The 25,672-nt window shown below is 66.8% G+C and carries 17 protein-coding genes; 10 read left to right on the top strand and 7 right to left on the bottom strand.

Annotated elements, in window-relative coordinates; genetic code table 11:
• The first annotated feature begins 31 nt into the window (after positions 1–31).
• Genes urtB through urtE form a run of 4 tightly spaced genes read left to right on the top strand, consistent with a single transcriptional unit; the run spans position 32 to position 4,301 of the window.
• Positions 32–1,633 (top strand): urea ABC transporter permease subunit UrtB, encoded by a 1,602-nt coding sequence (gene urtB, locus EBS11_RS14800; RefSeq protein ID WP_290603834.1) that lies wholly within the window; start codon positions 32–34, stop codon positions 1,631–1,633.
• The gene (gene urtC, locus EBS11_RS14795; RefSeq protein ID WP_290603832.1) at positions 1,630–2,751 is read left to right on the top strand and encodes an urea ABC transporter permease subunit UrtC; all 1,122 of its coding nucleotides are present in this window, start codon (positions 1,630–1,632) and stop codon (positions 2,749–2,751) included. The genes urtB and urtC overlap by 4 nt, the downstream gene beginning before the upstream one ends.
• On the top strand, positions 2,748–3,584 hold the full coding sequence (urtD, locus tag EBS11_RS14790; protein ID WP_290603830.1) for an urea ABC transporter ATP-binding protein UrtD: 837 nt from the start codon (positions 2,748–2,750) through the stop codon (positions 3,582–3,584). The genes urtC and urtD overlap by 4 nt, the downstream gene beginning before the upstream one ends.
• 18 nt (positions 3,585–3,602) lie before the next feature.
• Positions 3,603–4,301 carry an urea ABC transporter ATP-binding subunit UrtE gene (gene urtE / locus EBS11_RS14785; protein ID WP_290603828.1) on the top strand — a complete coding sequence of 233 codons (699 nt, stop codon included), beginning with the start codon at positions 3,603–3,605 and terminating at the stop codon, positions 4,299–4,301.
• A gap of 1 nt (position 4,302) precedes the next feature.
• Here the strand turns inward: urtE and EBS11_RS14780 are convergent, their stop codons facing one another.
• From EBS11_RS14780 to EBS11_RS14770, 3 genes are read right to left on the bottom strand one after another with little or no spacing between them, the layout of a single operon-like run.
• The gene (locus EBS11_RS14780) at positions 4,303–4,914 is read right to left on the bottom strand and encodes an alpha/beta fold hydrolase (RefSeq protein ID WP_290603826.1); all 612 of its coding nucleotides are present in this window, start codon (positions 4,912–4,914) and stop codon (positions 4,303–4,305) included.
• Between the two features lie 11 nt (positions 4,915–4,925).
• Complete coding sequence (locus tag EBS11_RS14775) at positions 4,926–5,510, bottom strand: chromate transporter (protein WP_290603824.1); 585 nt, start codon at positions 5,508–5,510, stop codon at positions 4,926–4,928.
• A complete protein-coding gene (locus EBS11_RS14770) occupies positions 5,507–6,094 on the bottom strand; it encodes a chromate transporter (RefSeq protein WP_290603822.1) in 588 nt (195 codons plus the stop codon). The genes EBS11_RS14775 and EBS11_RS14770 overlap by 4 nt, the downstream gene beginning before the upstream one ends.
• A gap of 216 nt (positions 6,095–6,310) precedes the next feature.
• Here EBS11_RS14770 and EBS11_RS14765 point away from each other — a divergent pair, with 216 nt between their 5' ends.
• Complete coding sequence (locus EBS11_RS14765) at positions 6,311–6,532, top strand: hypothetical protein (RefSeq protein ID WP_290603820.1); 222 nt, start codon at positions 6,311–6,313, stop codon at positions 6,530–6,532.
• Between the two features lie 469 nt (positions 6,533–7,001).
• On the opposite strand, the gene EBS11_RS14760 is transcribed toward EBS11_RS14765, so the two are convergent.
• Positions 7,002–7,604, bottom strand: coding sequence for a response regulator (locus EBS11_RS14760; protein ID WP_290603818.1), 603 nt, complete (start codon positions 7,602–7,604; stop codon positions 7,002–7,004).
• A gap of 361 nt (positions 7,605–7,965) precedes the next feature.
• Positions 7,966–8,508 carry a phosphohydrolase gene (locus tag EBS11_RS14755; RefSeq protein ID WP_290603816.1) on the bottom strand — a complete coding sequence of 181 codons (543 nt, stop codon included), beginning with the start codon at positions 8,506–8,508 and terminating at the stop codon, positions 7,966–7,968.
• A gap of 218 nt (positions 8,509–8,726) precedes the next feature.
• On the opposite strand from EBS11_RS14755, the gene EBS11_RS14750 reads away from it, so the two are divergent.
• Both EBS11_RS14750 and EBS11_RS14745 read left to right on the top strand, forming a co-directional pair.
• Positions 8,727–11,864, top strand: coding sequence for an NAD(P)-binding protein (locus EBS11_RS14750; RefSeq protein WP_290603813.1), 3,138 nt, complete (start codon positions 8,727–8,729; stop codon positions 11,862–11,864).
• A 39-nt stretch (positions 11,865–11,903) separates the two neighbouring features.
• The gene (locus EBS11_RS14745) at positions 11,904–12,818 is read left to right on the top strand and encodes an alpha/beta hydrolase (RefSeq protein WP_290603811.1); all 915 of its coding nucleotides are present in this window, start codon (positions 11,904–11,906) and stop codon (positions 12,816–12,818) included.
• 169 nt (positions 12,819–12,987) lie between these two features.
• On the opposite strand, the gene EBS11_RS14740 is transcribed toward EBS11_RS14745, so the two are convergent.
• Complete coding sequence (locus EBS11_RS14740) at positions 12,988–15,900, bottom strand: hybrid sensor histidine kinase/response regulator (RefSeq protein ID WP_290603808.1); 2,913 nt, start codon at positions 15,898–15,900, stop codon at positions 12,988–12,990.
• A 176-nt stretch (positions 15,901–16,076) separates the two neighbouring features.
• On the opposite strand from EBS11_RS14740, the gene EBS11_RS14735 reads away from it, so the two are divergent.
• Positions 16,077–16,706 carry a LysE family translocator gene (locus tag EBS11_RS14735; protein WP_290603806.1) on the top strand — a complete coding sequence of 210 codons (630 nt, stop codon included), beginning with the start codon at positions 16,077–16,079 and terminating at the stop codon, positions 16,704–16,706.
• Here the strand turns inward: EBS11_RS14735 and EBS11_RS14730 are convergent.
• Positions 16,669–17,472, bottom strand: coding sequence for a YceI family protein (locus EBS11_RS14730; protein ID WP_290603805.1), 804 nt, complete (start codon positions 17,470–17,472; stop codon positions 16,669–16,671). The genes EBS11_RS14735 and EBS11_RS14730 overlap by 38 nt on opposite strands.
• Positions 17,473–18,211: 739 nt before the next feature.
• On the opposite strand from EBS11_RS14730, the gene EBS11_RS14725 reads away from it, so the two are divergent.
• Positions 18,212–25,378 (top strand): hypothetical protein, encoded by a 7,167-nt coding sequence (locus EBS11_RS14725; RefSeq protein ID WP_290603803.1) that lies wholly within the window; start codon positions 18,212–18,214, stop codon positions 25,376–25,378.
• Positions 25,347–25,589, top strand: coding sequence for a hypothetical protein (locus EBS11_RS14720; RefSeq protein ID WP_365955488.1), 243 nt, complete (start codon positions 25,347–25,349; stop codon positions 25,587–25,589). Before EBS11_RS14725 ends, EBS11_RS14720 begins: the two co-directional genes overlap by 32 nt.
• Positions 25,590–25,672: the final 83 nt, after the last annotated feature.

Here is a 25,672-nt window from a genome sequence, read left to right as displayed (position 1 = left end):
GATCCCTGTGCAGTCATTCTTTGGAACGCAAATGCAGCTCCTCTTCAAACTGCTGATCCTCGCCTGCCTGTGCCTGTCGTCCATGGCGCAGGCGGCCATCCCTGCGGACTTGCTCAAACCGCTGGCCGGCGACGATCCCGACACGAGGGTCGCTGCCGTGGCGCAGATCGCCGCCCTGGCCACGCCCGAGGCGGCCAGGGTGCTGCAAGCCTTGCAGGACGACGCTTTATATGCGGCGCCCGACGGCAAGGTCTACATCGTCGAGGGCGAGCGGGCGTATGACCCCGCAAGCGGCAAGCGCGTGCCGCTGCCGGACGGCATCGATGGCGTGATGGTCAACAACCGCTTGCGCGCGGCCGTGGCGGGTGCCCTGTCCGGCTTGCAGCTGCTGGCGCCGCAGCGCGCCCAGCGGCTGGCTGCCGCGCAAGCTTTGCAGAAGGCCGTCGATCCCGCCCAGCTGCCCCTGATCCGCACGGCGCTGGCGCAGGAAAGCGACGCCGACATCAGGCAGATATTGCAGGTGCTGATCGCCAGCGCCAGCCTGCATGCACCCGATGCAGCCACGCGCAAGCAGGCCGTGCAGGCCCTGGCCGGCAGCAGCGATGCGCGCCTGCTGCCCGCGCTGCAAGCCATGCTGGATCAAGGGCCAGACGGCAAGGCCGGCGAGCCGGACGAGTCCGTGCAGCTGGCCGCCATCGACACCATGCGCCAGATCAAGGGACGGGTGGCGCGCATGGAATTCGCCGGCAATGTGTTTTACGGCATTTCCCTGGGCAGCGTGCTGCTGCTGGCGGCCCTGGGCCTGGCCATCACGTTTGGCTTGATGGGCATCATCAACATGGCGCATGGCGAACTGCTGATGATCGGCGCCTACACGACCTATTTGTGCCAGCTTTTCTTCCGCCACTTCCTGCCCGGGGTGCAGGACTGGTACTTGCTGGCCGCCTTGCCGGCCGCCTTCCTCGTCGCGGGACTGGTGGGCGTGGTGCTGGAGCGCACGGTGATCCGCTGGCTGTATGGCCGGCCGCTGGAAACCCTGCTGGCCACCTGGGGCATCAGCCTGATCCTCATGCAGACGGTGCGCACCATCTTCGGCGCGCAAAACGTGGAAGTGGCCAACCCGGCCTGGATGTCGGGCGGCGTCACCGTGCTGGGCGGCCTCGTGCTGCCCTACAACCGCCTGGCCATCATCGCCTTTGCCACCGTCGTCGTGGCGGCCGTGTGGCTGATCCTCAACAAGACGCGCCTGGGCCTGTTCGTGCGGGCCGTCACGCAAAACCGCCGCATGGCCGATTGCGTGGGCGTGGCCACGGGCAAGGTCGACATGCTCACCTTCGGCCTCGGTTCCGGCATCGCGGGGCTGGGCGGCGTGGCCCTGTCCCAGCTGGGCAACGTGGGGCCGGACCTGGGGCAAAGCTACATCGTCGATTCCTTCATGGTGGTGGTGCTGGGCGGCGTGGGCCAGCTGGCCGGCACCGTGATCGCCGCGCTGGGCCTGGGCGAAGTGAACAAATTCCTCGAACCCGTGGCGGGCGCCGTGCTGGCGAAGATCGCCATTCTGGTATTCATCATCATCTTTATCCAGCGCCGGCCGCAGGGCCTGTTTGCCATGAAGGGACGCAGCGTCGAATGACTACCTCCCATCCCATCAAGCCTGGCCTGTTCACGCGGCCCGTGTGGCTGGTGATTGCCGCCTGTACATTACTGGCGGCGTTGTTGCCGATTTTCAATCTAGTGTTTGCCGAAGGCCATGCCTTGCACGTGTCCGCCTACACGGTGGCGCTGGTGGGCAAGTTCATGTGCTACGCGCTGGCGGCGCTGGCGCTGGACCTCGTGTGGGGCTACACGGGCATCTTGTCCCTGGGACATGGCGTGTTCTTTGCCCTGGGCGCGTATGCGCACGGCATGTACCTGATGCGTGCCATCGGCGGCGAGGGCCAGTACCACAGCAGCTTGCCCGACTTCATGGTCTTTCTCGACTGGAAAACCTATCCCTGGTACTGGGCGTTTACGGAACACTTCTGGTACTGCATGGCCCTCGTCGTGCTGGTGCCGGGCGTGCTCGCCTTCGTCTTCGGCTATTTCGCCTTCCGTTCGCGCATCAAGGGCGTGTATTTTTCCATCATCACGCAGGCGATGACGTATGCCTTCATGCTCTTGTTCTTCCGCAATGACACCGGCTTTGGCGGCAACAACGGTTTCACGGATTTCAAGACCATTCTTGGTTACAGCGTCACGGCGCCCGCCACCAAGGCCGTGCTGTTTTTGCTGACCCTGGCCATGCTGCTGACGGCCCTGGTCGGCGCGCGCGCCATCGTCACCTCCAAGCTGGGCCGCGTGCTGCAGGGCGTGCGCGACAGCGAGGCGCGGCTGATGTTCCTCGGCTACAACCCGCTGTGGTTCAAGCTCTTCGTCTGGACCCTGTCCGCCGTGCTGTGCGGCATCGCCGGTGCCCTGTACGTGCCGCAGGTGGGCATCATCAACCCGTCCGAGATGTCGCCGGCCAATTCCATCGAGATGGTCGTGTGGGTGGCCGTGGGCGGACGCGGCACCCTGCTTGGCCCGATCCTGGGCGCCTTCACGGTGAATGGCTTGAAAAGCTGGTTCACGGCCGCCTTGCCGGAACTGTGGCTGTTCGCGCTGGGCCTGCTGTTCATCGGCGTGACCCTGTTCATGCAGCAGGGCATGCTGGGCGTGTTGGGCAAGCTCAAACGCAAGAAAGCCGCCGCCGTGGCAGAGGAGGCCGCATGAGCATCCGCATGTTGCCCGGCATGGCCAGCGCCGAAGCGGGCGCCAGCGCCGCCTATGCGCGCGTGAAAGGCGAGGGCGTCGACACGACGCATGGCGCCATCCTGTACCTGGAAGACGTCAGCGTGTCCTTCGACGGCTTCAAGGCCATCAACAAGCTGAGCCTCGACATTTCCGTAGGCGAGTTGCGCTGCATCATCGGCCCGAATGGCGCCGGCAAGACGACGATGATGGATGTGATCACCGGCAAGACGCGGCCCACGTCCGGCACGGCCTGGTTCGGCCAGACCATGAACCTGGCCACCATGACGGAAGCGCAGATCGCCCACGCGGGCATCGGCCGCAAGTTCCAGCGCCCCACCGTGTTCGAGCAGCACACGGTGTTCGACAACCTGGAACTGGCCATGAAGCTGGACAAGCGCGTGGCGCCGACGCTGTTCGCGCGCCTGACATCCGAGCAGGCGGGCAGGATCGAAGCGATCTTGCGCCTGATCCGCCTGAACGGCCAGGAAAGGCGGCTGGCCGGCTTGCTGTCGCACGGGCAAAAGCAGTGGCTGGAAATCGGCATGCTGCTGATGCAGGAGCCGCAGCTGATTTTGCTCGATGAACCCGTGGCCGGCATGTCGGACGCGGAAACGGCGCGCACGGCCGAATTGCTCGATGAATTGCGCGGCAAGCATTCCATCATGGTGGTCGAGCACGACATGGGTTTTGTCACGGAAATCGCCCGGCAAGGCATCGTCACCGTGCTGCATGAGGGCGCCGTGCTGGCGCAGGGGCGCATGGACGAGGTGCAGGCGGACGAGCGCGTCATCGAAGTCTATCTGGGAAGGTAATGGGGGAGATCACAGACCATGCTCGAAGTGCAACAATTAAACCAATACTATGGCTCCTCGCACACCTTGCGCGGCATCAACCTCTCGGCGCGCCAGGGGCAGTGCCTGGCCTTGCTGGGCAGGAATGGCGTGGGCAAGACGACCCTGCTGAAATGCCTGATGGGCGTGCTGCCCGTGGCGCAGGGCCAGGTGCGCTTCAAGGGCCGCGACATCACGCGGCTGGCACCGCATGCGCGGGCAAAGCTGGGTATCGCCTACGTGCCGCAGGGGCGCGACATCTTCGCGCGCCTGACGGTGGAGGAAAACTTGCTGATGGGCATGGCGGTGAAGCGGGGCAGGCCGGCGTCGCGCATCGATCCCCACGTGTATGAGCTGTTTCCAGTGCTCAAGGAGATGCTGCAGCGGCGCGGCGGCGATCTGTCCGGCGGGCAACAGCAGCAGCTGGCCATCGCCCGCGCCCTGCTGGCCGAGCCGGAATTAATCATCTTCGACGAGCCGACGGAAGGCATCCAGCCCTCCGTCATCAAGGATATCGGCCGGGTCATTTCCCTCTTGAAGCAGCGCGGCGACATGGCCATCGTGCTGTGCGAACAGTATTTCGATTTCGCCCGCGAGCTGGCCGACGAGTTCATCGTGCTGTCGCGGGGGCAGGTGGTGGCCAGCGGCAAGGCGGAGCAGATGGATGGCGACGCGGTGAAACGGCATTTGGCCGTGTGAGTCAGGACAGGCGTTGATGCACGAGGTGGGCCAGCTGCCTGTGCGCGGGCAGCAGGGGATGGTGCGCGGGCAGGCGCACCACGTCCGTAAACAGTTCGGGGCGCAGCTCCGCCTCCTGCACGATGCCGTCATTCGCCGCGCCGCCAAACGGCTGGCGGCGCCCGGGAAAGCCGAGGGTGCCGGCCACGCACGTGAGGGGAATGTCCGGCGTGCCGATGGCGGCCATGCGCTGCGGCGAGGCGACGAGCTGGCCGCACTCGCCAAATAGCAGCTTGTACAGGCGAAAACGGTTCAGATAGATATTGGTGCGCGTGGCCACCATGGGCGAGCCGACGAGGAACAGATGCCTCGGCTGGCGCGTGCCGGCGGGCAGGCTGCAGAGCGCATGGCGCAGCAGCACGCCGCCCAGGGAATGCCCGATCAGCGCATAGTCGCCGTCGCGCGCCAGCGCGGAAAGGCGCGCGACCAGCCGCGCCTGGATGGACGCCAGCGTTTCAACGGAGGCGAAATAGGCAAAGGTGGCCGTCGCGTGGCCGGCTTTCCTCAAGCGTCTCAGGGTGGGAAAGGCGTCCCATGGGGTCGCACCCATGCCATGCACAAAGAGAATCTTCATCGCGTCTTTTCTCATACCAGCTGCAGCCACCCCAGCACGGCGCCCGCCGCCAGCAGCCACAGTAAATGGATTTTCGTGCGCCAGATGAGGAGGCCGGCCACGATGGACAGGCTCCACAGGGGCCAGTCCGTGCGCAGATCGTGGTTGGCGCCGCCCAGGATCATGCCCGTGGAAATCAGGAGGGCGACGACGATGGGCGCCATGCCCTGCTTGAAGGCGCGCACGGGGCGCAGGTCGCGGTTGCGGTAGCCCCACTGGGCGGCCACGTAGGTGAGCGTGGTGCTGGGCAGCATGATGCCCACCATCGTCACCAGCACGCCGAAATAGGCGGCCGCGTAGCTGCCCGCATTCATGCCCACGTTCCAGCCCATCAGGGCGACGAACAGCACGTTGGGCCCCGGTGCGGCCTGGGCGATGGCGATCGACTCGTTGAATTGCGCTTGCGTCAGCCAGCCGTGCTGCTCGACGAGGAAGCGGTGCATTTCCGCCGTGGTGGAAATCGCGCCGCCGATGGACATCAGCGACAGCATCAGGTAGTGGCCGAACAGGTTCAGCCAGTCCCCCGTGCTCAGCACCAGTTGCAGGGGCGGGTTCATGCGGACAGCTTTCGATAGGTCAGCAGGCAGCCGATGCCGCCCAGGCCCAGCAGGATGTACAGCAGGGGCCAGCGCAGGATGGCCACCATCAGCACGCCCAGCACGACGAGGGGCAGGGTCAGCCACAGGGGCAGCGGATGCTTGCCCAGCGCGGCGGCCAGTTTCACGCCCGTGGCGGCGATCATGCCGGCCGACACGGCGGCCATGCCGCGCAGGGCGCCGGCCATCTGCGGATTGTCGCCGAAGCGCGTGTACAGCACGCCCAGCAGCAGCACGATGACGAGGGGCACGGCCAGCATGCCGGCCAGCGCCGTCAGCGCGCCCCGCAAGCCGAAGTAGCGTCCGCCCACCATCAAGGACAGGTTGACGACATTCGGCCCCGGCATGATTTGCGCCACGGCCCAGTCTTCCAGGAACTCTTCCTGCGTCAGCCAGCGCTTGCGTTCCACCATCTCGCGCTGGATCACGGCCAGCACGCCGCCGAATCCCTGCAGGGCCAGCCAGGTAAACGAAAAGAACAGGTCGGCAAGCGAGGCGGGCTGCGGGCGGGGGAGGTCGGGCGGGGCGGCGGAGGGCGAGGGCATGGCTGATTATCGCCGTGGCCGCTCGCCCTTGTCCATCGCTTTCGGCTACGCCTGTGCCTGCAAGAAAAAACGGCGCCTCATGTTTCCCTGCCATTGACATCGAGAATTTATCGGCAATACTTTACCGGCAATACTGCCACTGTCCGTGCCCGCGCTGGCGCCCGGCTATCTTCTGCTGGCCGCCGCCCCCGTTCCCTTCCGCAGGAGTTGTCCACCATGCCTAATTCCCCAGAAACCTTGCATATGCCCCCCAAGACCGTGCAGATGCATGCCAGGGTCGACCAGAAGATGTGCGATATCGTCAATCTGGGTATCGCCGTGCAGGCCGCCTTCAGTACCCTGTGCGCGCTGGAATACCTGAAGTCATACAATATCGACCCGGATTTGATCGAGCGCGTGCTGCTGCATCCAGAGCAGCGCCGCCAGGTGCTGCATTGAGCGGCGGCCTGTCCCGGCCGGCGCTTCCTGCCGGGACAGGCTTCTTGTATGGCGGCAACTGTGTTGCCTGTGGCCAGGATCGGGCGTTGTCGAATTGCTCATTATGGCTCAGTTATGCACAAATGATGGGTTAGCGAAATTGCCGAAATAATTTTCACGTGATTATGTGTGAGTTTCTAAGTATCTGATTTTATTGGGTTTTATTTTTGCTGTTTGATTGAGCAGTTTATTGAAAGCCGCACGGGCTGTGGCTTTGGGGCCTGTCAATAGGCGCTTATCCACAAAGATATCCACAGTCCGTGTGGATATCTGAAAAAGCGCTTAACAATCCGCCACTTAGGAAAATACGGGCGATCCGCGCGCGCCGCGGGCGGGCAGGAAGGACCAAAATGGGGCGTCGCCGAAGGCTGTATGCCCATCCAGTGTTCCTGTTTTATAACCAGAAGTAACGCCCGCAGCGCTTGACGGATCAGGGCGTGCCGGCGGGCGGCGGCGGGGTCGAGCCGCCTTGCCGGGCCAGGGCTGCGGCCAGGTCGGCGACCTGCTGCTCGGCTTCGCGCAGGGTGGCGTAGGTGCGCAGCGAGGCGATGACGGTGGTAAACAGCTTGCGCGTGGTCAGGTCGGTCTTGCACCAGAAATCGTTGATGTCGTAATCGATGATGATGCGGTGCTCCAGCGCCTGGCCCGGCTGGCCCGTGCGCAGGATGATGCGCACGGCGCTGTTGTGCAGCTCTTCGCGGATCTGGCGTGCCACCTGCAGGCCCGCATCCTGGGTTTCCATGATGACGTCGAGCAGCACGACGGCGATGTCGGGCGTGCTGCGCAGCACGGCCAGCGCCTCGGCACCCGAATACGCATGCAGGAAACTGAGCCTGCGCCCCTGGAAGCTGGCCTGGCTGAGGGCGAACTTGGTCACCACGTGCACGTCGACATCATCGTCGACGATCAGCACGCGCCATGGCAACGGTGCGCTGGCGGCCTCGGATGCGGTGCCGGCATGCTCCAGCGGCTCGTCCATCAGCCAGTCCGGTTCGTCCGCCGCCTTGGCGGTGCTGTCGCTATCCATATTCATGCAGATTCCAACGTTGATCGTCCCCCTTCACTCCACACTATGCCAGTCCGCAAGGTTTGTCAAAACAATGCCGTTCTTACAAAACCCGGCTGGCCCCGGCCGCGCAGGGGCGGCGAAATATATTTTCATGGCGGTAGCGCAACTTTGCTCCAGCGCAAATTCATGATTGCAAGTCATTGATTTCATTGGGGTAAAAAATTGCCTGTGAAATCAGCAAATTGTTGAAACCCGCATCAATGCTGGCGTTGCGGCTTGTCAAGAGGGGCTTATCAACAACTTTATCCACAGTTGCTGTGGATATCTAAAAAAGCCGTGTAAAAACCGGGACTTGGCGTCCGCTGGCCCGGCCGGGGACAGCCGTTCAGGCGGCCATGCCCTCCCTTGCCAGTTCGGCAAACGCGAGCAGGAAGCGCTGCTTGGCTTCGGCCGGTCCCATGACGTCGATTATACCGGGCAAGGGGGCGATGCCGTCAAGGTAGGCCCAGCGCTCGGCCGAATGGGGCATCAAGTCGCGCTTTTCCGTGGCCAGCGCGATCAGGTCGGCCCGCTTGATGGGCGCGTAATCGGAAAAGTCGATGCCATACGTGGCGGCGATGATGGCGCTGACCTTGTCTTCCAGCGCGGCAAATTCGGGCAGCAGCACTTTCAGCGGCTTCACCATGTCGCCCAGGTAGGCTTCGGCCGCGTCGTGCAGCAGGGCCGCCAGGCGCAGGGACGGCGGCACCAGGCTGGCGACGATCAGGCTGTGCTGGGCGATCGAATAAAACACCTGCGTCTGGCCATTGAAGCGGCACTGGTAGGCCAGGCCATGGGCGATGTCCTCGATGGCGACCTTGTCGATGTGCGGGCGCAGCGGGTAAAAACGGTTGCCGGAAAAAGTGGACACATAATCGGTGGTAATCATTGCTTTACTCAGCTCGCTTGCGGATGCGTGATGCCCCATCCTACACCGGATGGCGTGCGCCTGCCGTCGCCTCCCGTTTCGCGTTTCCCGCACACCTCTTTCCTGCTGAGCCTATGCATCTTGGCAAATCCTTTAATTTATTTCATATCATTCATTGTTCTTTCTCAAATACACTATAGCAATCTTGTTTTTCTGAAACTGACTTTGGAGGCAGGGCAATGACGGCGATACCTTCGGCAAGACCTTCGTATATCTACCAGGGCGGTTCGGTGATGATGCATGCGCCGCTGCAATTGAAACAGTCTGAAATGTTCGGCTATTTCGTCAAGGGCGACCTGGCGAAGCTGCAGGCCACCGTCAACACCACCCTGAACCAGGTGGCGGGCAGCAGGATGACCCTGAAGGTACTGTCGCCGTATGTGATGCTGACCTTTACGCGCGTCAACCATGCCGATTCCGCCAACCCCGTCGACCAGGCCAAGGGCTGGATCACGGAGGTGGATATCGTCACCTGGATCATGGTGGGCCAGATGGATGACAAGGGCAAGCTGGCGCATATCTACTGGTACCCCTGCCACATCTTCGTGGACGACGCCATGGCCCTGATCAACGGGCGCGAGCTGTTCGGCTATCCGAAATACCTGTGCGAGTACGAAATACCGGCCGCCGGCAGCGAGCCGCTGCGCTGTTCCGTGGCCGCCAAGGGTTTCCAGCATTTTTCGCCGGAAACGAAACTGGCCCTGCATCCGCTGCTGGAAGTCAATGCCACCGTGCAGACGGGCCAGCATAAACCCGTCAACAGCTTCCTCGAACTCATCGAGCAGGCGTTCCAGATCTTCCTTTCCATCCCCGATTTCTTCGACATGGACCAGGCCGGCTGGGCCGATATCCTGTCGTTGCTGCGCAATCCCCGCATCGACCAGATCTTCCTCAAGCAATTCCCCGACAGCGCGGGCGTGAAAGCCGTGTACCAGGCCCTGGTGGCGGCGCCGGCCGAGATCAACCGCCTGCACAGCGCGCGCCTGCTGGGCTACGAGTACGAATGCACGCTGCATGCCTTCGACAGCTTCCCGCTGGACCAGACCCTGGGCCTGCAACTGGGGCCGCAGGCGGCCATCCTGCCGTTCAACGTCAACTTCGATTTCACGGCCATGCCGGGCGAGGAACTGGTCGACAATTCGCAGATCGCGCCGGAAAAGATCGCCATCCTCGGCGGCGGCGTGGCGGCCATGACGACGGCGTATTACCTGACCAACCAGCCGGGCTGGCAAAACCAGCACGACATCACCGTCTACCAGCTGGGCTGGCGACTGGGCGGCAAGGGCGCCAGCGGGCGCAATGCGCAGGCGGGCCAGCGCATCGAGGAGCACGGCCTGCACATCTGGTTCGGCTTCTATGCGAATGCCTTCAGGATGATCAAGGAAGCCTATGCCAGCCTCGATCGCCCGCCAGGCAGCCCGCTGGACACCTGGCGCGACGCCTTCAAGCAGCACGATTACGTGGCCCTGTCCGAGGACGTGAAGGGACAGTGGCGCAACTGGTCCATCGTCTTTCCCACCTTGCCGGGCGAGCCGGGCGAGGGCGGCGAGGACGTCACCCTGTGGCAGATGGCCGTGGCCATGGTGGGCTGGATCGAGCAGTGGATACGCCAGATCCGGCAAGTGGCCGACGCCGACGCGCGCATCGTGCGCGCCAGCGCCTCGCAGGGTGAGGGCGTGTGGCCGGGCTGGCTGCGCCGCCTGGCCGACGAGGTGGTGGGCCAGGCCGACGAGCTGGGGCTGGACGTGGGCCTGTCCGTGGGCGCGCTGGTGGCGCTGGTGGCCGACCTGGCGCCCGACTCCGCGCGCCACGACCAGGCCCGCCACCAGCTGCTGGCCAGTACCCTGAACGGCATCCGCGCCTGGCTGCGCCTGCGCTACCGCGCGCTGATCGACGGCGACGACGAACTGCGCCGCCTGTTCATCTGCCTGGACCTGGGCATCACCGTCATGAAGGGCATGTTCCAGGATGGCGTCTTCAGGAACGGCTTCGACGTCATCAACGACATCGATTTCCGCGACTGGCTGCGCAAGCATGGCGGCGACGAGCAGTTCAGCGTCAATTCGGCGCCCGTGCGCGGCTTCTACGACCTGGTGTTCGCCTACGAGGGCGGCGATTTCGCCCGGCCGAACATCGAGGCGGGGACGCTGCTGCGGGCGATGGCGCGCATCGGCCTGGCCTACAAGGGCGGCATCATGTTCAAGATGCAGGCGGGCATGGGCGACACCATCTTCACGCCCCTGTACGAAGTGCTGGAAAAGCGCGGCGTCAAGTTCAAGTTCTTCCAGCGCGTGGAAGAGCTGGTGCCGGGCGCGGGCGACATCGACAGCATCCGCATCACCGAGCAGGTGCAGCTGCGGGACCCGGGCGCCGGCTACGCGCCGCTGGTGGACGTGAAGGACCTGGCCTGCTGGCCCAGCGCGCCCGACTACGCGCAGCTCGACCCGGCCCAGGCGGCCCTGCTGCAGGAAAAGGACGTCAACCTGGAGTCGTACTGGAGCGACTGGCCGCAGCAGTACCAGCAGGCGTTCGGCCAGCCGCTGCCCGCCACGGTGTTAAGAAAAGGCGTGGACTTCGACAAGGTGGTGTTCGGCATTTCCATCGGCTCGTTGCCCGCCCTGTGCCCGCAGCTGCTGGCGCAAAGCCCGGCCCTGCGCTTGAGCGCCGAGAAGGTGAAGACCGTCGCCACGCAGGCGTACCAGGTATGGCTCAACAAGAACCTGGCGCAGATGGGCTGGACCACGCAGCCGCAAGGCCAGCAGCCCGTGCTGTCGGCCTTCACGGAGCCGTACGACACGTGGGCGCCGATGGACCAGCTGCTGGCGCGCGAGGACTGGCCGGCGGGGCTGGAGCCGAAGAACGTCTCCTATTTTTGCAGCGCCTTCCCCGTCGACAGCTATCCGCCCGTCACCGACGCGGATTTCCCCGCCCGCTGCGCGCAGCGCGCCAAGGAGGGGGCGCTGCACCAGCTCGAGCGCGAGATCGGCGCCCTGTGGCCCGAGGCGGGCGCGCCGGGCGCGTTCCCGTGGCAATGGCTGGTCGACGCGAAGGAGGGGGCGGGCGCGGCGCGTTTCGACAGCCAGTACTGGCGCGCCAACGTCGACCCGTCCGAGCGCTACGTCATGTCGGTGGTGAACAGCACGCAGTACCGGCTGGCCACCGACCAGTCGGGCTTTTCCAACCTGTTCCTCACGGGCGACTGGATCAGGACGGGCATCAACGCGGGCTGCGTGGAAGCGGCCGTGATGGCGGGCATGCAGACGTCGCGCGCCATGACGGGCTATCCGGCCGTGATCCAGGGCGAGACGGACTTCTAGGTATGATGGCGTTTCATTGACTCCTGCGCGAGCTTGCCTATGAAACGCCTGCTGCTGCTTTGTCTGGCCTTCCTCCACCTGCCGGCGCACGCCGCGCCGGCAGGCGCGCTACTCCTGTGGCCCGGCGCGCCGCCCGGCGGTGCGGCGCCCGGTCCGCAGCGCGACAGCGCGAAAGGCTCCATCACGCAGGTGGCGCAGCCCTACCTGCTCGTGCACCGTCCCGCGCAGCCCAACGGCATGGCCATGCTGCTGGTCAGCGGCGGCGGCTATGCGCACATCGAGGCGGGCAAGGAGAGCGGCCCGGCCGCCGCCTGGCTGCAGGCGCAGGGCATCACGGCCTTTGAACTCGTGTACCGCCTGCCGCAGGAGGGCGGCGGGGTGGCCGCGCCGTTCCAGGATGGCCAGCGCGCCATGCGCGTCATCCGCGCGCGCGCCGCCGAGTGGCGCATCGACCCGGCGCGCATCGGCATGCTGGGTTTTTCCGCCGGCGCGCACCTGGCCGGCATGACGGCCGTCGAACCGGATGCGGCCCGCTATGCACCTGTCGATGCGGCAGACCGCGTCTCGGCGCGGCCCGATTTTGCCGTGCTGCTGTATCCCGTGCTGACCATGCAGGCGCCGTTCGACACGACGCATGCGAAGAAGGAGCTGCTGGGCGCCCATCCCGCGCAGGCGGCGCGCGACGCGCTGTCGGTGGAACTGCAGGTGGACGCGCGCACGCCGCCCGTCTTCCTCGCGCAGGCGCTCGACGACCCGATTTCCCCTCCCGAGAACAGCACGCTGATGGCCGCCGCCCTGCGCCGCGCGGGCGTGCCCGTGGAACTGCACCAGTTCCAGCAGGGCGGCCATGGCTGGGGCCTGGGCCGCAAGGGCAGCGAACCGGCCGCCTGGCCGGCGTTGCTGCTGGCGTGGCTGCGCACGAATGGCTGGCTGGCCGCTGAGGCCGGCCGCTGATCAGGTCGTGGGAAAGGATTGTGAAGTCATGAAGAACAGCGCCGGATGCGCTGCAAGGCGCCCGTTGCGACGCAGTGCGGGCACTGCCAGCGGCGGGCAAGCCTCGTCGGCCACCTTGCAGGACGCCGGTGATGGAAGTCAGAAAGCACACTAATTTATTGCGACCTGCTTAGTCGACGGCGTCGGCCGGCGCGCGCAGGTCGCGGCGCGCCTCGTCCAGCGCCGCCTGCAGCTGCGGCAGGAACTGCTCCACGCTATCGAGCTGGCCGTTTGACGCCAGGGTTTCCATCTGGTGGCACAGGCCGTGCAGGGTAGGGCGGCTCAGGTAGCCGGCGCTGCCTTTCAGGGCATGGAAGGCGGCCGCCGCCGCGCTGGCGTTGCCGTCGCGCACGGCGTGGCAGGCCAGGTCCAGGCGCCGCGGCGCTTCCATCAGGAAGGCTTGCGCGATGCGCTGCAAGTGCTGCGGCGACAGGCCCGCCAGCGGCAGGATGTGCACGGGCGCGGCCATGGGATCGGCCGGTGACGGCGCCGCCTCCCCGGGTGTCCCGCTGGCGCCGCCGAGGCCGAACTGGCGCGCCAGCGCGTCGTCCGCGTCGGGCAGGGCCGGCGGCAGCGCGTGGCCGCGCGCCAGCAGCAGGTCGATGACGGTATCGAGCTTGTCGAACAGCAGCGCTTCATCGACGGGCTTGCTGAGGAAGTCGTCCATGCCGCAAGCCAGGTAGCGCTGGCGGTCATGTTCGCTGGCGTTGGCCGTCAGGGCGATGATGGGGATCTGCGCGTCGGGAATGGCAAACTGCGCGTTGCCGCCGTCGCGAATCACGCGCGCGGCCTGTTCGCCATCCATCAGCGGCATGCGGCCGTCCATCAGCACGCAATCGTAGGCGTCCGTGCCCAGCGCGCGCAGCGCCTGCTCGCCGTTGTCGACGATGGTGACGGCGTGGCCCATGCTTTCCAGCAGGGTGCCGATGATGATCTGGTTGGTGCGCACGTCTTCGGCGCACAGGATGCGCAGGCGGCAGGCGTGGCGCGCGTGGCGCGGCGCCAGGCGGTCATGCGCGGCCGGCGCGCTGCCCTCGGCCAGCGGCAGGCTGAAATGAAAGCGCGAACCGATGCCGACGCGGCTTTCCACGCCGATCGTGCCGCCCATCAGCTCGACGAGCTCCTTGCAGATGGCCAGGCCCAGGCCCGTGCCGCCGTAGCGGCGCGTGGTGGAGTGGTCGGCCTGCTCGAATTTCTGGAACAGGCGGGGCAAGGTGGCGGCATCGATGCCGGGGCCCGTGTCGCTGATGACGAAGTCGATCTGGCTGCGGCCATCGCGGCGCGGCGCCGCGCGGGCGCGCCGCACTTCCAGCAGCACTTCGCCATTGGCCGTGAATTTCAGGGCATTGCCCAGCAGGTTGATGAGGATCTGCCGCAGGCGGGTCGGGTCGGCGCGCACGTAGCGGGGCAGGTCCAGCGCCAGTTCGCGGCGCAGCAGCAGGCTCTTGGCGTCGGCCTGGCCCTGCACGATGCCGGCCGCGTCGCCGATCAGCGCCAGCAGGTCGAAGTCCAGCGTTTCCAGGGTCAGCTTGCCCGCGTCGATCTTCGAGAAATCGAGGATGTCGTTGAGGATGGTCAGGAGCGACTCGCCGTTGTGCAGGCCGATGCGCAGGTATTCCTGCGTGCGGCCCTTGACGGACTGGTCGCGCAGGGCGAACTTCAGCATGCCGATGACGCCGGCCAGCGGCGTGCGGATGTCGTGGCTCATGGCGGAGAGGAAATCGATGCGGTGGCGGCTGACCACTTCCGCGTGTTCCTTGGCCGTCAGCAGGGCGTCGTTGCTGAGGGTCAGGGCCAGGGTGCGCTCGCGCACGCGCTGTTCCAGGTTGTTGCGCAGCAAACGGATCTGGTCGGCCAGGGCAAAGGCCAGCAGCAGGCCGTCCAGGGTGCCGCCCAGCAGGGTCACCAGCTGGGCGTTGGCCACCATGGCCGGCATCAGCCCCAGGTTGGCGGGCAGGATCAGGAAGCCGGGCAGCATCAGGGCGACGAAGGCCAGCACGAAGAAGCGCGCCGGCTGGTAGCCGCGGCGCCAGACGACGATGCCGCAGGTGAGCGCCAGCAGCATCCACAGGCTGATGGCGATGGTGGCCAGCGCGTGCGCATACTGCAGCGCGAAGTAGCAGCTGGGCAGGAGCAGCAGGGGCAGCACCAGGTTGACCTTGCTGATGCGGTACAGCAGGGGGGAATGGTCGCGCAGGTGCAGGAAATGCATGTAGAACAGGGTGCTGAAGACGGGCAGCAGGAAAAACGGCACGTAATGCAGCTGCAGCAGGTGCCAGTCGAACAGGTCGGCGAAGACGTGGAAGGTCATGGCCCAGGCCAGGCCGTACGTCAGCACGTACAGCGCGTAATACGCCGAGGCTTTTTCCAGGGTGATGGAAAAGATGAAGAAATTGAACAGGCCCAGCGCCAGCAGGGCGCCGATGGAGGCGACGATGAGGAAGTTTTCCTTGCCCACCAGCTTGCGGTACGCCTGCTGCGTCTGCACGCCGAACATGGGCGCGCGCGCATAGTAGGGGCTGGAAAAGCGGATCAGGACGGCGTACGTGGCGCCTGGCGCCAGCTGCACGTTCTTGCCGTAGTGCAGCAAATACTCGTGCGGGCGCTGGTAGCCCGTCAGCAGGGTGCGCGGCGCGTCGTGCTGGCCGGGGCCGTACACGTGGATGTCGACCAGGTCGATCAGGGTGTCGTTCGGGTCGATGACCCAGGCCGTCTCGCTGCTGTCGTTGCGCACCTGCGCCAGCAGCCAGTAGGCGCCGCCGAACAGGTCGACGTCGGCGGCCGGGCGCTGGCGGGCCAGCCAGGCGGGCAGGGCGGCCGCATCGGCGGGGGCGGCGCTGTCGTCTCCGGCGAGAAACAGACGCGCGCCGCTGCCCAGGGTGTGGATGCCCTGCGCCGTCAGCGGCAGCGGCGTGGCGGCGGGCTGCGCCTGCGCCCCGCACGCCAGGCCCAGCAGGCCGAACAGGCACAGCCACCCGCATAGCCAGGCGCTGACGCGGAAGCTGGAAGCGCGGTGGCTGGACGGGAGCGGGTGGGCTGGCATCGGTGAGTAGGGTGACTGTCGCGCGGAAATGGGCGGCAACGCCATTTGCTGTGGAGTGCCCATTTTAATCGACTCTCGGTGGCACACGCGCAATTTCCTGCCACAAAGACATGCTGCCCGCCGGTCGGTCGGCCGGTCCGCTCCGGTATCATGTCGCCTTTTGCCTGCGAGTCATTATGCTCAGTCCCGACCAGTTCCTGGCCTTCCTGGCCGCCGCCGTCCTCATCACCGCCAGTCCCGGCCCCGACAACCTGATGGTGCTGGGCGTGGGCATGTCGCGCGGGCGCCGCCAGGGCATGGCGTTCGGCCTGGGCTGCGCCCTCGGCTGCCTGACGCACACGGTGCTGGCGACCATCGGCGTGTCGGCCCTGCTGGCCGCCTCGCCCACGGCGTTTACCGCACTCAAGGTGGCCGGCGGCCTGTACCTGGTGTGGCTGGGCATCGGCGCCATCCGCAGCCGGGGCGGCGCGAAAGTCGATGGCGCGGCGGCCCTGCCCGACGAATCCTTGCTGCGCCTGTTCTGCAAGGGCCTGTTCGCCAACAGTATCAATCCGAAAGTCGTGCTGTTCTTCCTGTCGTTCCTGCCGCAGTTCATCGTCGCGGGGCGGGGCGATGCCAGCTGGCAGACGGCGCAGCTGGGGCTGGTGTTCACGGCGCAGGCGTGCGTGCTGTTCGGCCTGCTGGGCTACTTTTCCGGCGCCGTCGGCACGTGGCTGAACCGCCGCCCCCGCGCCGGCCTGTGGCTGGACCGCGTGGCCGGCACCATCTTCATCGCCCTGGGCCTGCGCCTGATCCTGGCGCGCTAAGGTCGGCCCTGGCGGTGATGCGGAAGGCCAGTTCCATCTGGTCCTGCACGGCCATGGCGCCGCCCAGGATGGCGAAGGGCACGATGCCGAAATCGCTCTGCTTGAGCAGCAGGCTGCCGCTGGCCTGCAGGCTGCGCCCGTCGGCCGCTTCCTCGATCCGCACGGGCAGCTGCACCGCACGCGTCACGCCATGCAGGGTGATGTCGGCGTCGAGCAGTGCCATGTTTCCTTCGCCGCCCGCCTCGCTGCGCCGGGCGTCGACACGCCGGGCGTCGATACGCCGGGCGTCGACACGCACCCACGGATAGCGCTCCGCCTCGAGCACGCGCACCAGCATGTTGTGCCGCGTGCCGGCGATGGCATCGGCCGACGGCGTCGTCGTCAGGCCGGCCGCCTGGCGCAAGCCATCCTCGTCCACGCTCATCTCGTCCAGCCGGAACTGGAAGGCGGCGCGTCCCGCCCGGGGCGCCACCACGCCCTGCAGGCTGCGGCTGGCGACCACGTGGTCGTGGCCCAGGCGTGCCAGCGCGCCGCCGCGGCGCACGGTGATGGTCAGCAGCGATTCCTGCGGCGCGATGTGCAGCAGGCGCATGCCGCGCTGCTGCCAGGCGGGCGCGGCCATGGTTGCCGCCCCGGCGGCCGGGGCCGGCGTCAGGGCAGGGGGCGGCGCGCCGAACGGCGAACAGGCGGTCAGCGCGGCGCAGGCGCAGGCCAGCAGCGCGCGGCGATACGGCATCGAAGGGCAGTCCTGGCGGGAGAGCGGCATGGGCATGGCGTCGGGGCGTTGAAGGCGATGGGGGCATAGTAAGCGATCCGGCCCGCGGCGGGCTAAGTAGGTCGCAACAAATTATTGTGATTTCCGACTTCCATCACCGGCGCCCTGCAAGGTGGCCGACGAGGCTTGCCCGCTGCTGGCAGTGCCCGCACTGCGTCGCAACGGGCACCTTGCAGCGCATCCGGCTCTGTTCTTCATCACTGCACAATCACTCCCACGACCTGCTTCGCCGCGCGCGCGCGCCGTTCCGGCAGGACCAATTCGCCCGGCGGCATGCCCTTTCTAGCAGGGAAACGGGGCGCCATGCCGCCCGACTGGTATTCACGGCGGGCGCCTGGCCATGCATCTGGCTCCGTGCGCAATGGAATGGAAAAGCCGCTGCGAATTAACAAAGGCAGGAATGGAGATAATGGGGGCGAATCGACATTAATAGTTTCTTTTAAAAAACAAACTACGCGTTTGATAGTTTCGCATGATTATGTAAATGATAATTTAAATATTATGTCGAGCTGATCAGTATGGGGCAGAAAAAAGAATGTCGGCATGACTATATGATTAATTTGTGGAATGTGTTGCTAAATATCAACGAGATAATTTAATTTCTTTATTGGAAATAAAAAAACCACGGTTGTCGTACGCTTGGACTGTTACTTGTTCATATAATCATGTCAATTAAATGTCATTTTTATATGTATCTGCGGCTTGCAGCGGTACTTTCTTAGCGGACAACATGATCAAAACACTACAGGAAACGGCAGGCCGCCTTGGCCGCCACGCAGCTTTGTCATGCACCGGGCGCGCCAGCGGCAGCCTGGCGGCGATAGTCCACCGGGTCCGCTTAGCCCGTCTTTCCAGATCTCCCCTCGTCCCGCTGGCGCTCGCCGCCGCGCTGCTGGGCGCCGCCGCGCCTGCCGCCGCACAGGTGCTGTGGGAGGATTACCGGGGCATTTCGCGGGTTCCCGCCAGCCCGGCCACGCCGAATTACGACAACAGCTTCAACGCCGGCAGCACGGCGCGGCTGGCCAGCCTGATGGGGCTGGCCGCCAATCCGGCCGTCAACGCGGCGCGCACGGGCACGTCGCCGCAGCTGGACTGGGCCAATGGCACGACGGCCAGTCCTGGCCAGTTATGCAACTTTGATACGCAGCAAACGTCGCCTGCCTGCCGCGCCTGGATCATGGGCCGCGTGATGTACACGCTGGTGGTCTTTCCCCAGGCGGGCAATTACAAATTCAGCGTCGCGCATGACGATGACGTGAAAGTCGATTTCTCCACCCAGTATTCGACCAATTACCGCAGCGCCGTGTATAACGTGGCCGTGGGCAGCGTGGCCGAATATTCGAATAATGAAACGGATTTCCAGAATCTGGCCGGCAATTTCAATAGCGCCACGCCGGGCGGCTGTTATCTGGCCCGCGTGCTGTGGAATAACGTGGGGGGCATCAATTATCTGCACATGCGCTGGACGCGTCCCGACAATGTGACGGAAATCATCCCCGCCGCCCAGTTGCGCGACCCCAGCCTGGCCAGTTCCTATGCCAGTTGCACCAATGCCAAGACCGACCTGGCCGTCAGCAAGGCAGGACCGGCGACGTTTTCCGTCGGCAAGCCCTTGAGCTACACGCTGAAGGTGTGGAACCGTGGTCCCGCCGTCAGCGCGGGTGCCACCTTCAGCGACGTGCTGCCTGCCAGCCTGAGCAATGTCAGCTGGACCTGCGCCGCCAGCGGCGCCGCTTCGTGCGGCAGCACCAGCTCGGGGGCGGGCAGCAACAACGTCGCCCTCACCATGGGCACCTTGCCCCTGAACGCGGCCACCAGCGCACCCACCAGCGGCGCCTACCTGACCCTCACCATCACGGCCACGCCGGGCGACGCGGCCAGCATCGTCAACACGGCCAGCGTCACCGTGTCGCCGAATGAAACGGATAGCGACCTGAGCAACAACAACAGCAGTACCACGGCCACCGTCACGACGCAGACCTTGAGCGTGATCAAGTCGCTGGCGCCGGCCAGCGACAGCGGCCTGTTCATCATGAATGCCAACGGCACGCCGGGCGCGCCGGGCGGCAATGGCGCCACGGCCAGCGCCGTGACGCGCGTGGGCAACCTGGTGACGTTCGCGGAAAGCGCGGGCGCGGGCACCAGCCTGGCGCAGTACCAGAGCAGCTACAGCTGCGCGCGCACGGATACGGCCGCCGTCATCGCCAGCGGCGCGGGCACGGCGGGCAGCGTCACCATGCCCGACGCGCCCGTCACCTGCACCATCAGCAACCGCCGCCTGCAGGCGGACATGCAGGCCGTCACCACGGTGCCGCCCGGCCCCTACAATGCCGGCGCCGCCATCACCGTCACGGGCGTGTGCACGAACAACGGCCCCGACAACGCGGCCGCGCCCACCTGCGTCATGAGCGGCTTGCCGGCCGGCACCACGGCCAGCTGCAGCGCGCCCGTTTCGCCCTTCATTCCCGGTTCGCGCATCAATTGCAGCGCCACCTTCAACCTGCCCGCCAGCGGTGGCCTGACGATCACCACCACGGCCGGCAGCACCACCCTGGACCCGGTGCCGGCGAACAATGTCGACAGCGATACCCTGGGCGTGGTCAGCCCGCGCGTGGGCGTGAGCAAGAGCGTCGACAAGACGGCCGCCACGGTGGGCGACACGGTGCAGTGGACCTTGACGGCCAGCAATACCGGCACGGGCGCCACGACGGCGGCCCTGACCCTGAGCGATACCTTGCCCGCCAGCCTGGCCGGCATCGTCGTCACCCCCACGGCGCCCGTCACCTGCGCGCCCGTGGCCGGCAATACGCTCGTCTGCACGGTGCCGGCCGGCCTGGCGCCGGGCGCCAGCGCGCTGGTGGGCATCGCCGCCAGCCCCACGGCGGCGGGCAACTTCGTCAACGGCGTGGTGCCGTCGGGCGGCAATGGCGCCAGCTGCGCCACGCCCGCCGCCTGCCAGACCACCACCGTCGTCAGCAAGCCGCTGGTCGACGTCACCACCACCCTGAACGGCTTTCCCGGCACCTCGAACGCGGGCGACGTCATCAGCGGCGTGGTGAGCTACGCCAACCTGGGGCCGGGCACGGCCGAAGCCGTAACGTACAGCCTGCAGCTGGCCACGGGCCTGTCCGGCGTGTCCGTCACGGGCGTGAGCGGCAGCTATGATGCGGGCACGGGGCTCGTCGTGCTGACGGGCCTGCCCGTGACCCTGGCGCCAGGGCAGGGCTTTTCCTTCAACCTGGCCTACACGCAACCCGGATCGAATATTTCCGCCGTCACCAGCGTCATCGCCACCACGTCCACGGAAGTGGCGAACGACCACCCGAACCGGGCCATGGTGACGGTGCCGGGGCCGAACGTGCGCGTCACCAAGACGGCGAACAAGGCCACGGCCAACGTGGGCGAAGACATCATCTGGACGATTACGGCCAGCAATACCGGCAATATCGCCAACCAGGGCGCCGTGACCCTGGCCGACCTGCTGCCGCCGAACCTGGTGGTGACGAGCGTGGTGGCGGCGCCGGGCGTGACGTGCCCGCCGCTGGCGGCATGGGTGGCGTCGAGCACGCAGACCTGCTCGGTGGCCGCCGGCCAGCTGACCGCCCTGAACGGCAGCCGCACGGTCACCATCACGGCGCATGCCACGCAGGGCGGCGGCAGCCTGGCGAACCGGGTCATGCCCGGCGGGCCGGACAATCCTGCCTGCAGCGCGCCCAGCGCCTGCCAGACGACGAGCACCATCACCAGTCCGAAAGTGGCAGTGAAAAAAACCGTCGACCAGGCCAGCATCAATATCGGCGCCACCCTGAGCTGGAGCGTGACGGCCACCAACAGCGGCGACGGCGCCAGCACCGCGCCCGTCACCCTCACCGACACCTTGCCCGCCAACCTGCTGAACGTGAACGTGGCCGTGACGGGCGGCGCCACCTGCACGGCGCCCGTGGGCAACCTCCTCACCTGCACCGTGCCGGCCGGCCTGGCAGCGAATGGCGGCGTGGCCGGCTTCACCGTCACGGGCCAGCCCGCGGCGGCGGGCACCTATGCCAACAGCGTCGTGCCGTCCGGCCCCGACAATCCCGCCTGCGCCACGCCCGGCGACTGCGCCACCACCAGCACGGTGACCAGCCCCAGCGTGGCCGTGACGAAGGGCGTCGACAAGGCCACCGTCAACCTGGGCGACACCATCAGCTGGACCTTGCGCGTGCGCAACAGCGGCAGCGGCCCCACCACGGCGCCCGTCACCCTGACGGACAGCCTGCCGGCCAACGTGGGCGCGCTGCAGATCCTGCCCGTGGCGCCCGCCAGTTGCGGCGTGCCCGTCGGCACCACCCTCAGCTGTACCGTAGCGACAGGCCTGGCCGCCGGCGCGGAAGCGAGCATCGTCGTGAAAGCCGTGGCGAACGCCGCCGGCACCGTGGCCAACAGCGTCGTGCCGTCCGGCCCCGACAATCCCGCTTGCGCCACCGCGGCGGCATGCCAGACCACCACCATGGTCACCCGTCCGAACGTGACGGTGAAGAAAACCGTCGACAAGACCACGGTCAACGTGGGCGACACCATCACGTGGACCTTGACGGTGAACAATAGCGGCACGGGCGCCAGCACGGGCAGCGTGAGCCTGGCCGACACCTTGCCGGCAGGCCTGGCGAACGTGGTCGTCAGCGCCCAGGCGCCGGCCACCTGCGCTCCCGTCGCCGGCACCGCGCTGGCGTGCAGCGTGCCGGCCGGCCTGGCCCCGGGCGCGTCGGCGAAGGTCGTCATCAGCGCCACGGCGACGCTCGCCGGCGCGGCCGTCAACAGCCTCGTGCCCGGTGGCCCGGACAATCCCGCCTGCGTGCTGCCCGGCGATTGCGGCACGACGACGACGGTGGTCAAGCTGCTCGTCGACGTCACCACCACCCTGAACAATTTCCCGCCCAATACCCTGGCAGGCGACAGCATTTCCGGCACCGTCACGTATGCCAACGTGGGGCCCGGCCCCGCCGAAGGCGTGAGCTACACGCTGAAGCTGACGCCCGGCCTAGCCGGCGTCGTGGTCACGGGCGCCGCCGGCAGCTACGATGCCGGCAGCGGCGTGCTGACCCTCAGCGGCCTGCCGCCTACCCTGGCCAATGGCCAGAGCACCAGCTTCAACATCCGCTACACGCAGCCGGCCGACAACCTGTCCATGGTGACGTCGAGCATCGCCACCACTTCCGTGGAAGTGCCCAACGACTTGCCGAACACGGCCACGGCCACGGTGCCCGGCCCCATCATCCGCGTGACGAAGCTGGCCGACAAGACGACGGCCAACGTGGGAGAGACGGTGACGTGGACCATCACGGCCACCAACACGGGCAGCCTGGCCAACCTGGGCGTGGTGACCCTGACGGACATCCTGCCCGCCAACGTGCAGGTGCTGTCCGTCACGCCGGGTGCGGGCGTGACGTGTCCGCCGCTGTCGAGCTGGCTGGCCAGCAGCGCGCAGGCGTGCAGCATCGCCCCCGGCCAGCTGGCGGCCCTCACGGGCAGCCGCAGCATCACCATCAGCGCCACGGGCACGGCCGGTGGCAGCCTGGGCAATAAAGTGCTGCCAAGCGGACCCGACAATCCCGCCTGCGCGCAGGCCGCGTCCTGCCAGACCACCACCACCATCCTCAGTCCCCAGGTGGCCGTGCGCAAGACCGTCGACAAGAGCAGCATCAATGTGGGCGATGCCCTGACGTGGACCATCGCCGTGGCCAACACGGGCACGGGCGCCACCCGCGGCGTCATCACCCTGAACGATACCCTGCCGGCCAACCTGACCATCTGGCAAGTGCTGCCCGCCGCGCCAGCCACTTGCGCGGTGCCGAACGGCACCCAGCTCAGCTGCTCGATTCCCGCCGGCATGGCGGCGGGCAGCGCCCTGAATATCGTCGTCAAGGGCGTGGCCAACGCGGCCGGCGCCTACGTCAACACGGTCGTGCCCAGCGGCCCGGACAGCCCGGCCTGCCTGCAGGCGGGCGATTGCAGCACCACCAGCACGGCCGTCAAGCTGCTGGTCGACGTCACCACCACCCTGAACGGCTTTCCCGGCACCACGCATGCGGGCGACCTCATAGCCGGCACGGTGAATTTCAGCAATATCGGACCCGGCGCGGCCGAAGGCGTGACGTACAGCCTGCAGCTGGCGCCCGGCCTGGCCGGCGTGAGCATCAGCGGCGTGACGGGCAGCTACAACGCGGGCTCGGGCCTCGTCACGCTGTCCGGCGTGCCCGCCACGCTGGCGCAAGGGCAGGGCTTCAGCTTCCAGCTGGGCTATGTCCAGCCGGCCAGCAACCTGTCGACGGTCGTCAGCCGCATCGCCACCACCTCGACGGAGGTGGCGAACGACCAGCCGAACGTGGCGACGGTCACCATGCCCGGCTCCATCATCCGCGTCAGCAAGACGGCCAGCAAGAGCGTGGCGAACGTGGGCGAGGAAATCATCTGGACGATTACGGCCAGCAACACGGGCAGCCTGGCCAACCAGGGCGCCGTGATCCTGACGGACTTGTTGCCAGCCAATATCGTCGTCACGGCCGTGACGCCCGACAGCGGCGTGACGTGTCCGCCGCTGGCCAGCTGGGTGGCGAACAGCCAGCAGAGCTGCAGCGTGGCCAGCGGCCAGCTGGCGGCCGGCAATGGCCAGCGCCAGATCGTGCTGACTGGCAAGGCCAGCGCCGGCGGCAGCCTGGCCAACCAGGTCATGCCCAGCGGTCCTGACAACCCCGCCTGCTTCCAGGCCAGCAGCTGCCAGACGAACACCACCATCACCAGCCCGGCCCTGGCCCTGAAGAAAAGCGTCGACAAGCTGGCCCTGAACATCGGCGACAGCCTGAGCTGGACGCTTACCCTGGCAAACAGCGGCACGGGCGCCAGCACGGCCGTGGCCAGCGTGACCGATACCCTGCCGGCCGGCCTGGCCGACATCGCCGTCGCCCCGGCCGCGCCGACGACGTGCGCTCCCCTGGCGGGCAATGTGCTCACGTGCAGCGTGCCGGCCGGCCTGGCCGCCGGCGGCGCCGCCACGGTACAGGTGACGGCGCGCGCCGTCGCCGCCGGCAGCCTCGTCAATGGCGCCAGCGCCAGCGGCACGGACAATCCCGTGTGCCTGCAGCCGGGCGATTGCAGCACCACCAGCACCGTCAGCTCGCCCTTGCTGCGTGCCAGCAAGACGGTCGACAGGACGGCGGCCAGCGTGGGTGACACGCTGACGTGGACCTTGACCTTGCGCAATACGGGCACGGGCCCCAGCACGGGCGTGGCCACCCTGAGCGACACGGTGCCGGCGGGCCTGGCGAATCTGCTGCTCACGCCGGTGGCGCCCGTCACGTGCGCCGTGCCGGTAGGCAATGTCGTGACGTGCAGCGTGCCGGCCGGCCTGGCCGCGGGCAGCGCCGCCAGCGTGAAGCTGAGCGCCACGGCCAGCGTGTCGGGCAGCCTGGTCAATACCCTGGTGCCGGGCGGAGCGGACAACCCCGCCTGCGCCGCTCCCGCCGATTGCCAGACCACCACCGTGGTGTCGAAACTGCTCGTCGACGTGACGACGACCCTGAACGGCTTCCCCGGCAGCAGCAATGCGGGCGACGCCGTGCGCGGCGTGGTGACGTTTGCCAACGTGGGTCCCGGCGTGGCCGAGAACGTCAGCTACAGCCTGCAGCTGGAAAGCGGGCTGGCGGGCGTCTCGCTGAGCGCCATCAGCGGCGCGCCCGGCATCAGCGGCGCCTACAACAGCGGCACGGGCCTGTTCGGGCCTGTTCGTGCTGAGCGGCTTGCCGGCCACCCTGATCAGCGGGCAGAGCGCCAGCTTCAACCTGTTCTACACGCAGCCGGCCAGCAACAGCTCGCGCATCACCAGCCTGGTGGGCACCAGCTCCACGGAAATCGTCAATGACTTGCCGAACACGGCGACGACGAACCTGCCCGGCCCCGTGATCCGCGTCAGCAAGACGGTCGACAAGGTCAACGCGGCCGTGGGCGATGTCCTGACCTGGAGCATCACGGCCGTCAATACGGGCAACCTGGCGAACCAGAACCCCGTCGTCGTCAGCGACGTGCTGCCGGCCAACATCGTCATTCTCGGCGTGACGGCCTGTTCGTGCTGAGCGGCTTGCCGGCCACCCTGATCAGCGGGCAGAGCGCCAGCTTCAACCTGTTCTACACGCAGCCGGCCAGCAACAGCTCGCGC

The sequence above is a fragment of the Janthinobacterium sp. genome (assembly GCF_009923995.1).
Taxonomy (GTDB): domain Bacteria; phylum Pseudomonadota; class Gammaproteobacteria; order Burkholderiales; family Burkholderiaceae_D; genus Janthinobacterium.
Note: the sequence above shows the minus strand (reverse complement) of the source record. Positions and strands in the feature narration are given on the sequence as shown.

Excerpts from the sequence above, each read along its gene's own strand:
- urtB (WP_290603834.1), top strand. The coding sequence starts at position 32 with ATGCAGCTCCTCTTCAAACTGCTGATCCTCGCCTGCCTGTGCCTGTCG.
- urtC (WP_290603832.1), top strand. The coding sequence starts at position 1,630 with ATGACTACCTCCCATCCCATCAAGCCTGGCCTGTTCACGCGGCCCGTG.
- urtD (WP_290603830.1), top strand. The coding sequence starts at position 2,748 with ATGAGCATCCGCATGTTGCCCGGCATGGCCAGCGCCGAAGCGGGCGCC.
- urtE (WP_290603828.1), top strand. The coding sequence starts at position 3,603 with ATGCTCGAAGTGCAACAATTAAACCAATACTATGGCTCCTCGCACACC.
- EBS11_RS14780 (WP_290603826.1), bottom strand. The coding sequence starts at position 4,914 with ATGAAGATTCTCTTTGTGCATGGCATGGGTGCGACCCCATGGGACGCC.
- EBS11_RS14775 (WP_290603824.1), bottom strand. The coding sequence starts at position 5,510 with ATGAACCCGCCCCTGCAACTGGTGCTGAGCACGGGGGACTGGCTGAAC.
- EBS11_RS14770 (WP_290603822.1), bottom strand. The coding sequence starts at position 6,094 with ATGCCCTCGCCCTCCGCCGCCCCGCCCGACCTCCCCCGCCCGCAGCCC.
- EBS11_RS14765 (WP_290603820.1), top strand. The coding sequence starts at position 6,311 with ATGCCTAATTCCCCAGAAACCTTGCATATGCCCCCCAAGACCGTGCAG.
- EBS11_RS14760 (WP_290603818.1), bottom strand. The coding sequence starts at position 7,604 with ATGAATATGGATAGCGACAGCACCGCCAAGGCGGCGGACGAACCGGAC.
- EBS11_RS14755 (WP_290603816.1), bottom strand. The coding sequence starts at position 8,508 with ATGATTACCACCGATTATGTGTCCACTTTTTCCGGCAACCGTTTTTAC.
- EBS11_RS14750 (WP_290603813.1), top strand. The coding sequence starts at position 8,727 with ATGACGGCGATACCTTCGGCAAGACCTTCGTATATCTACCAGGGCGGT.
- EBS11_RS14745 (WP_290603811.1), top strand. The coding sequence starts at position 11,904 with ATGAAACGCCTGCTGCTGCTTTGTCTGGCCTTCCTCCACCTGCCGGCG.
- EBS11_RS14740 (WP_290603808.1), bottom strand. The coding sequence starts at position 15,900 with ATGCCAGCCCACCCGCTCCCGTCCAGCCACCGCGCTTCCAGCTTCCGC.
- EBS11_RS14735 (WP_290603806.1), top strand. The coding sequence starts at position 16,077 with ATGCTCAGTCCCGACCAGTTCCTGGCCTTCCTGGCCGCCGCCGTCCTC.
- EBS11_RS14730 (WP_290603805.1), bottom strand. The coding sequence starts at position 17,472 with ATGCCGCTCTCCCGCCAGGACTGCCCTTCGATGCCGTATCGCCGCGCG.
- EBS11_RS14725 (WP_290603803.1), top strand. The coding sequence starts at position 18,212 with ATGATCAAAACACTACAGGAAACGGCAGGCCGCCTTGGCCGCCACGCA.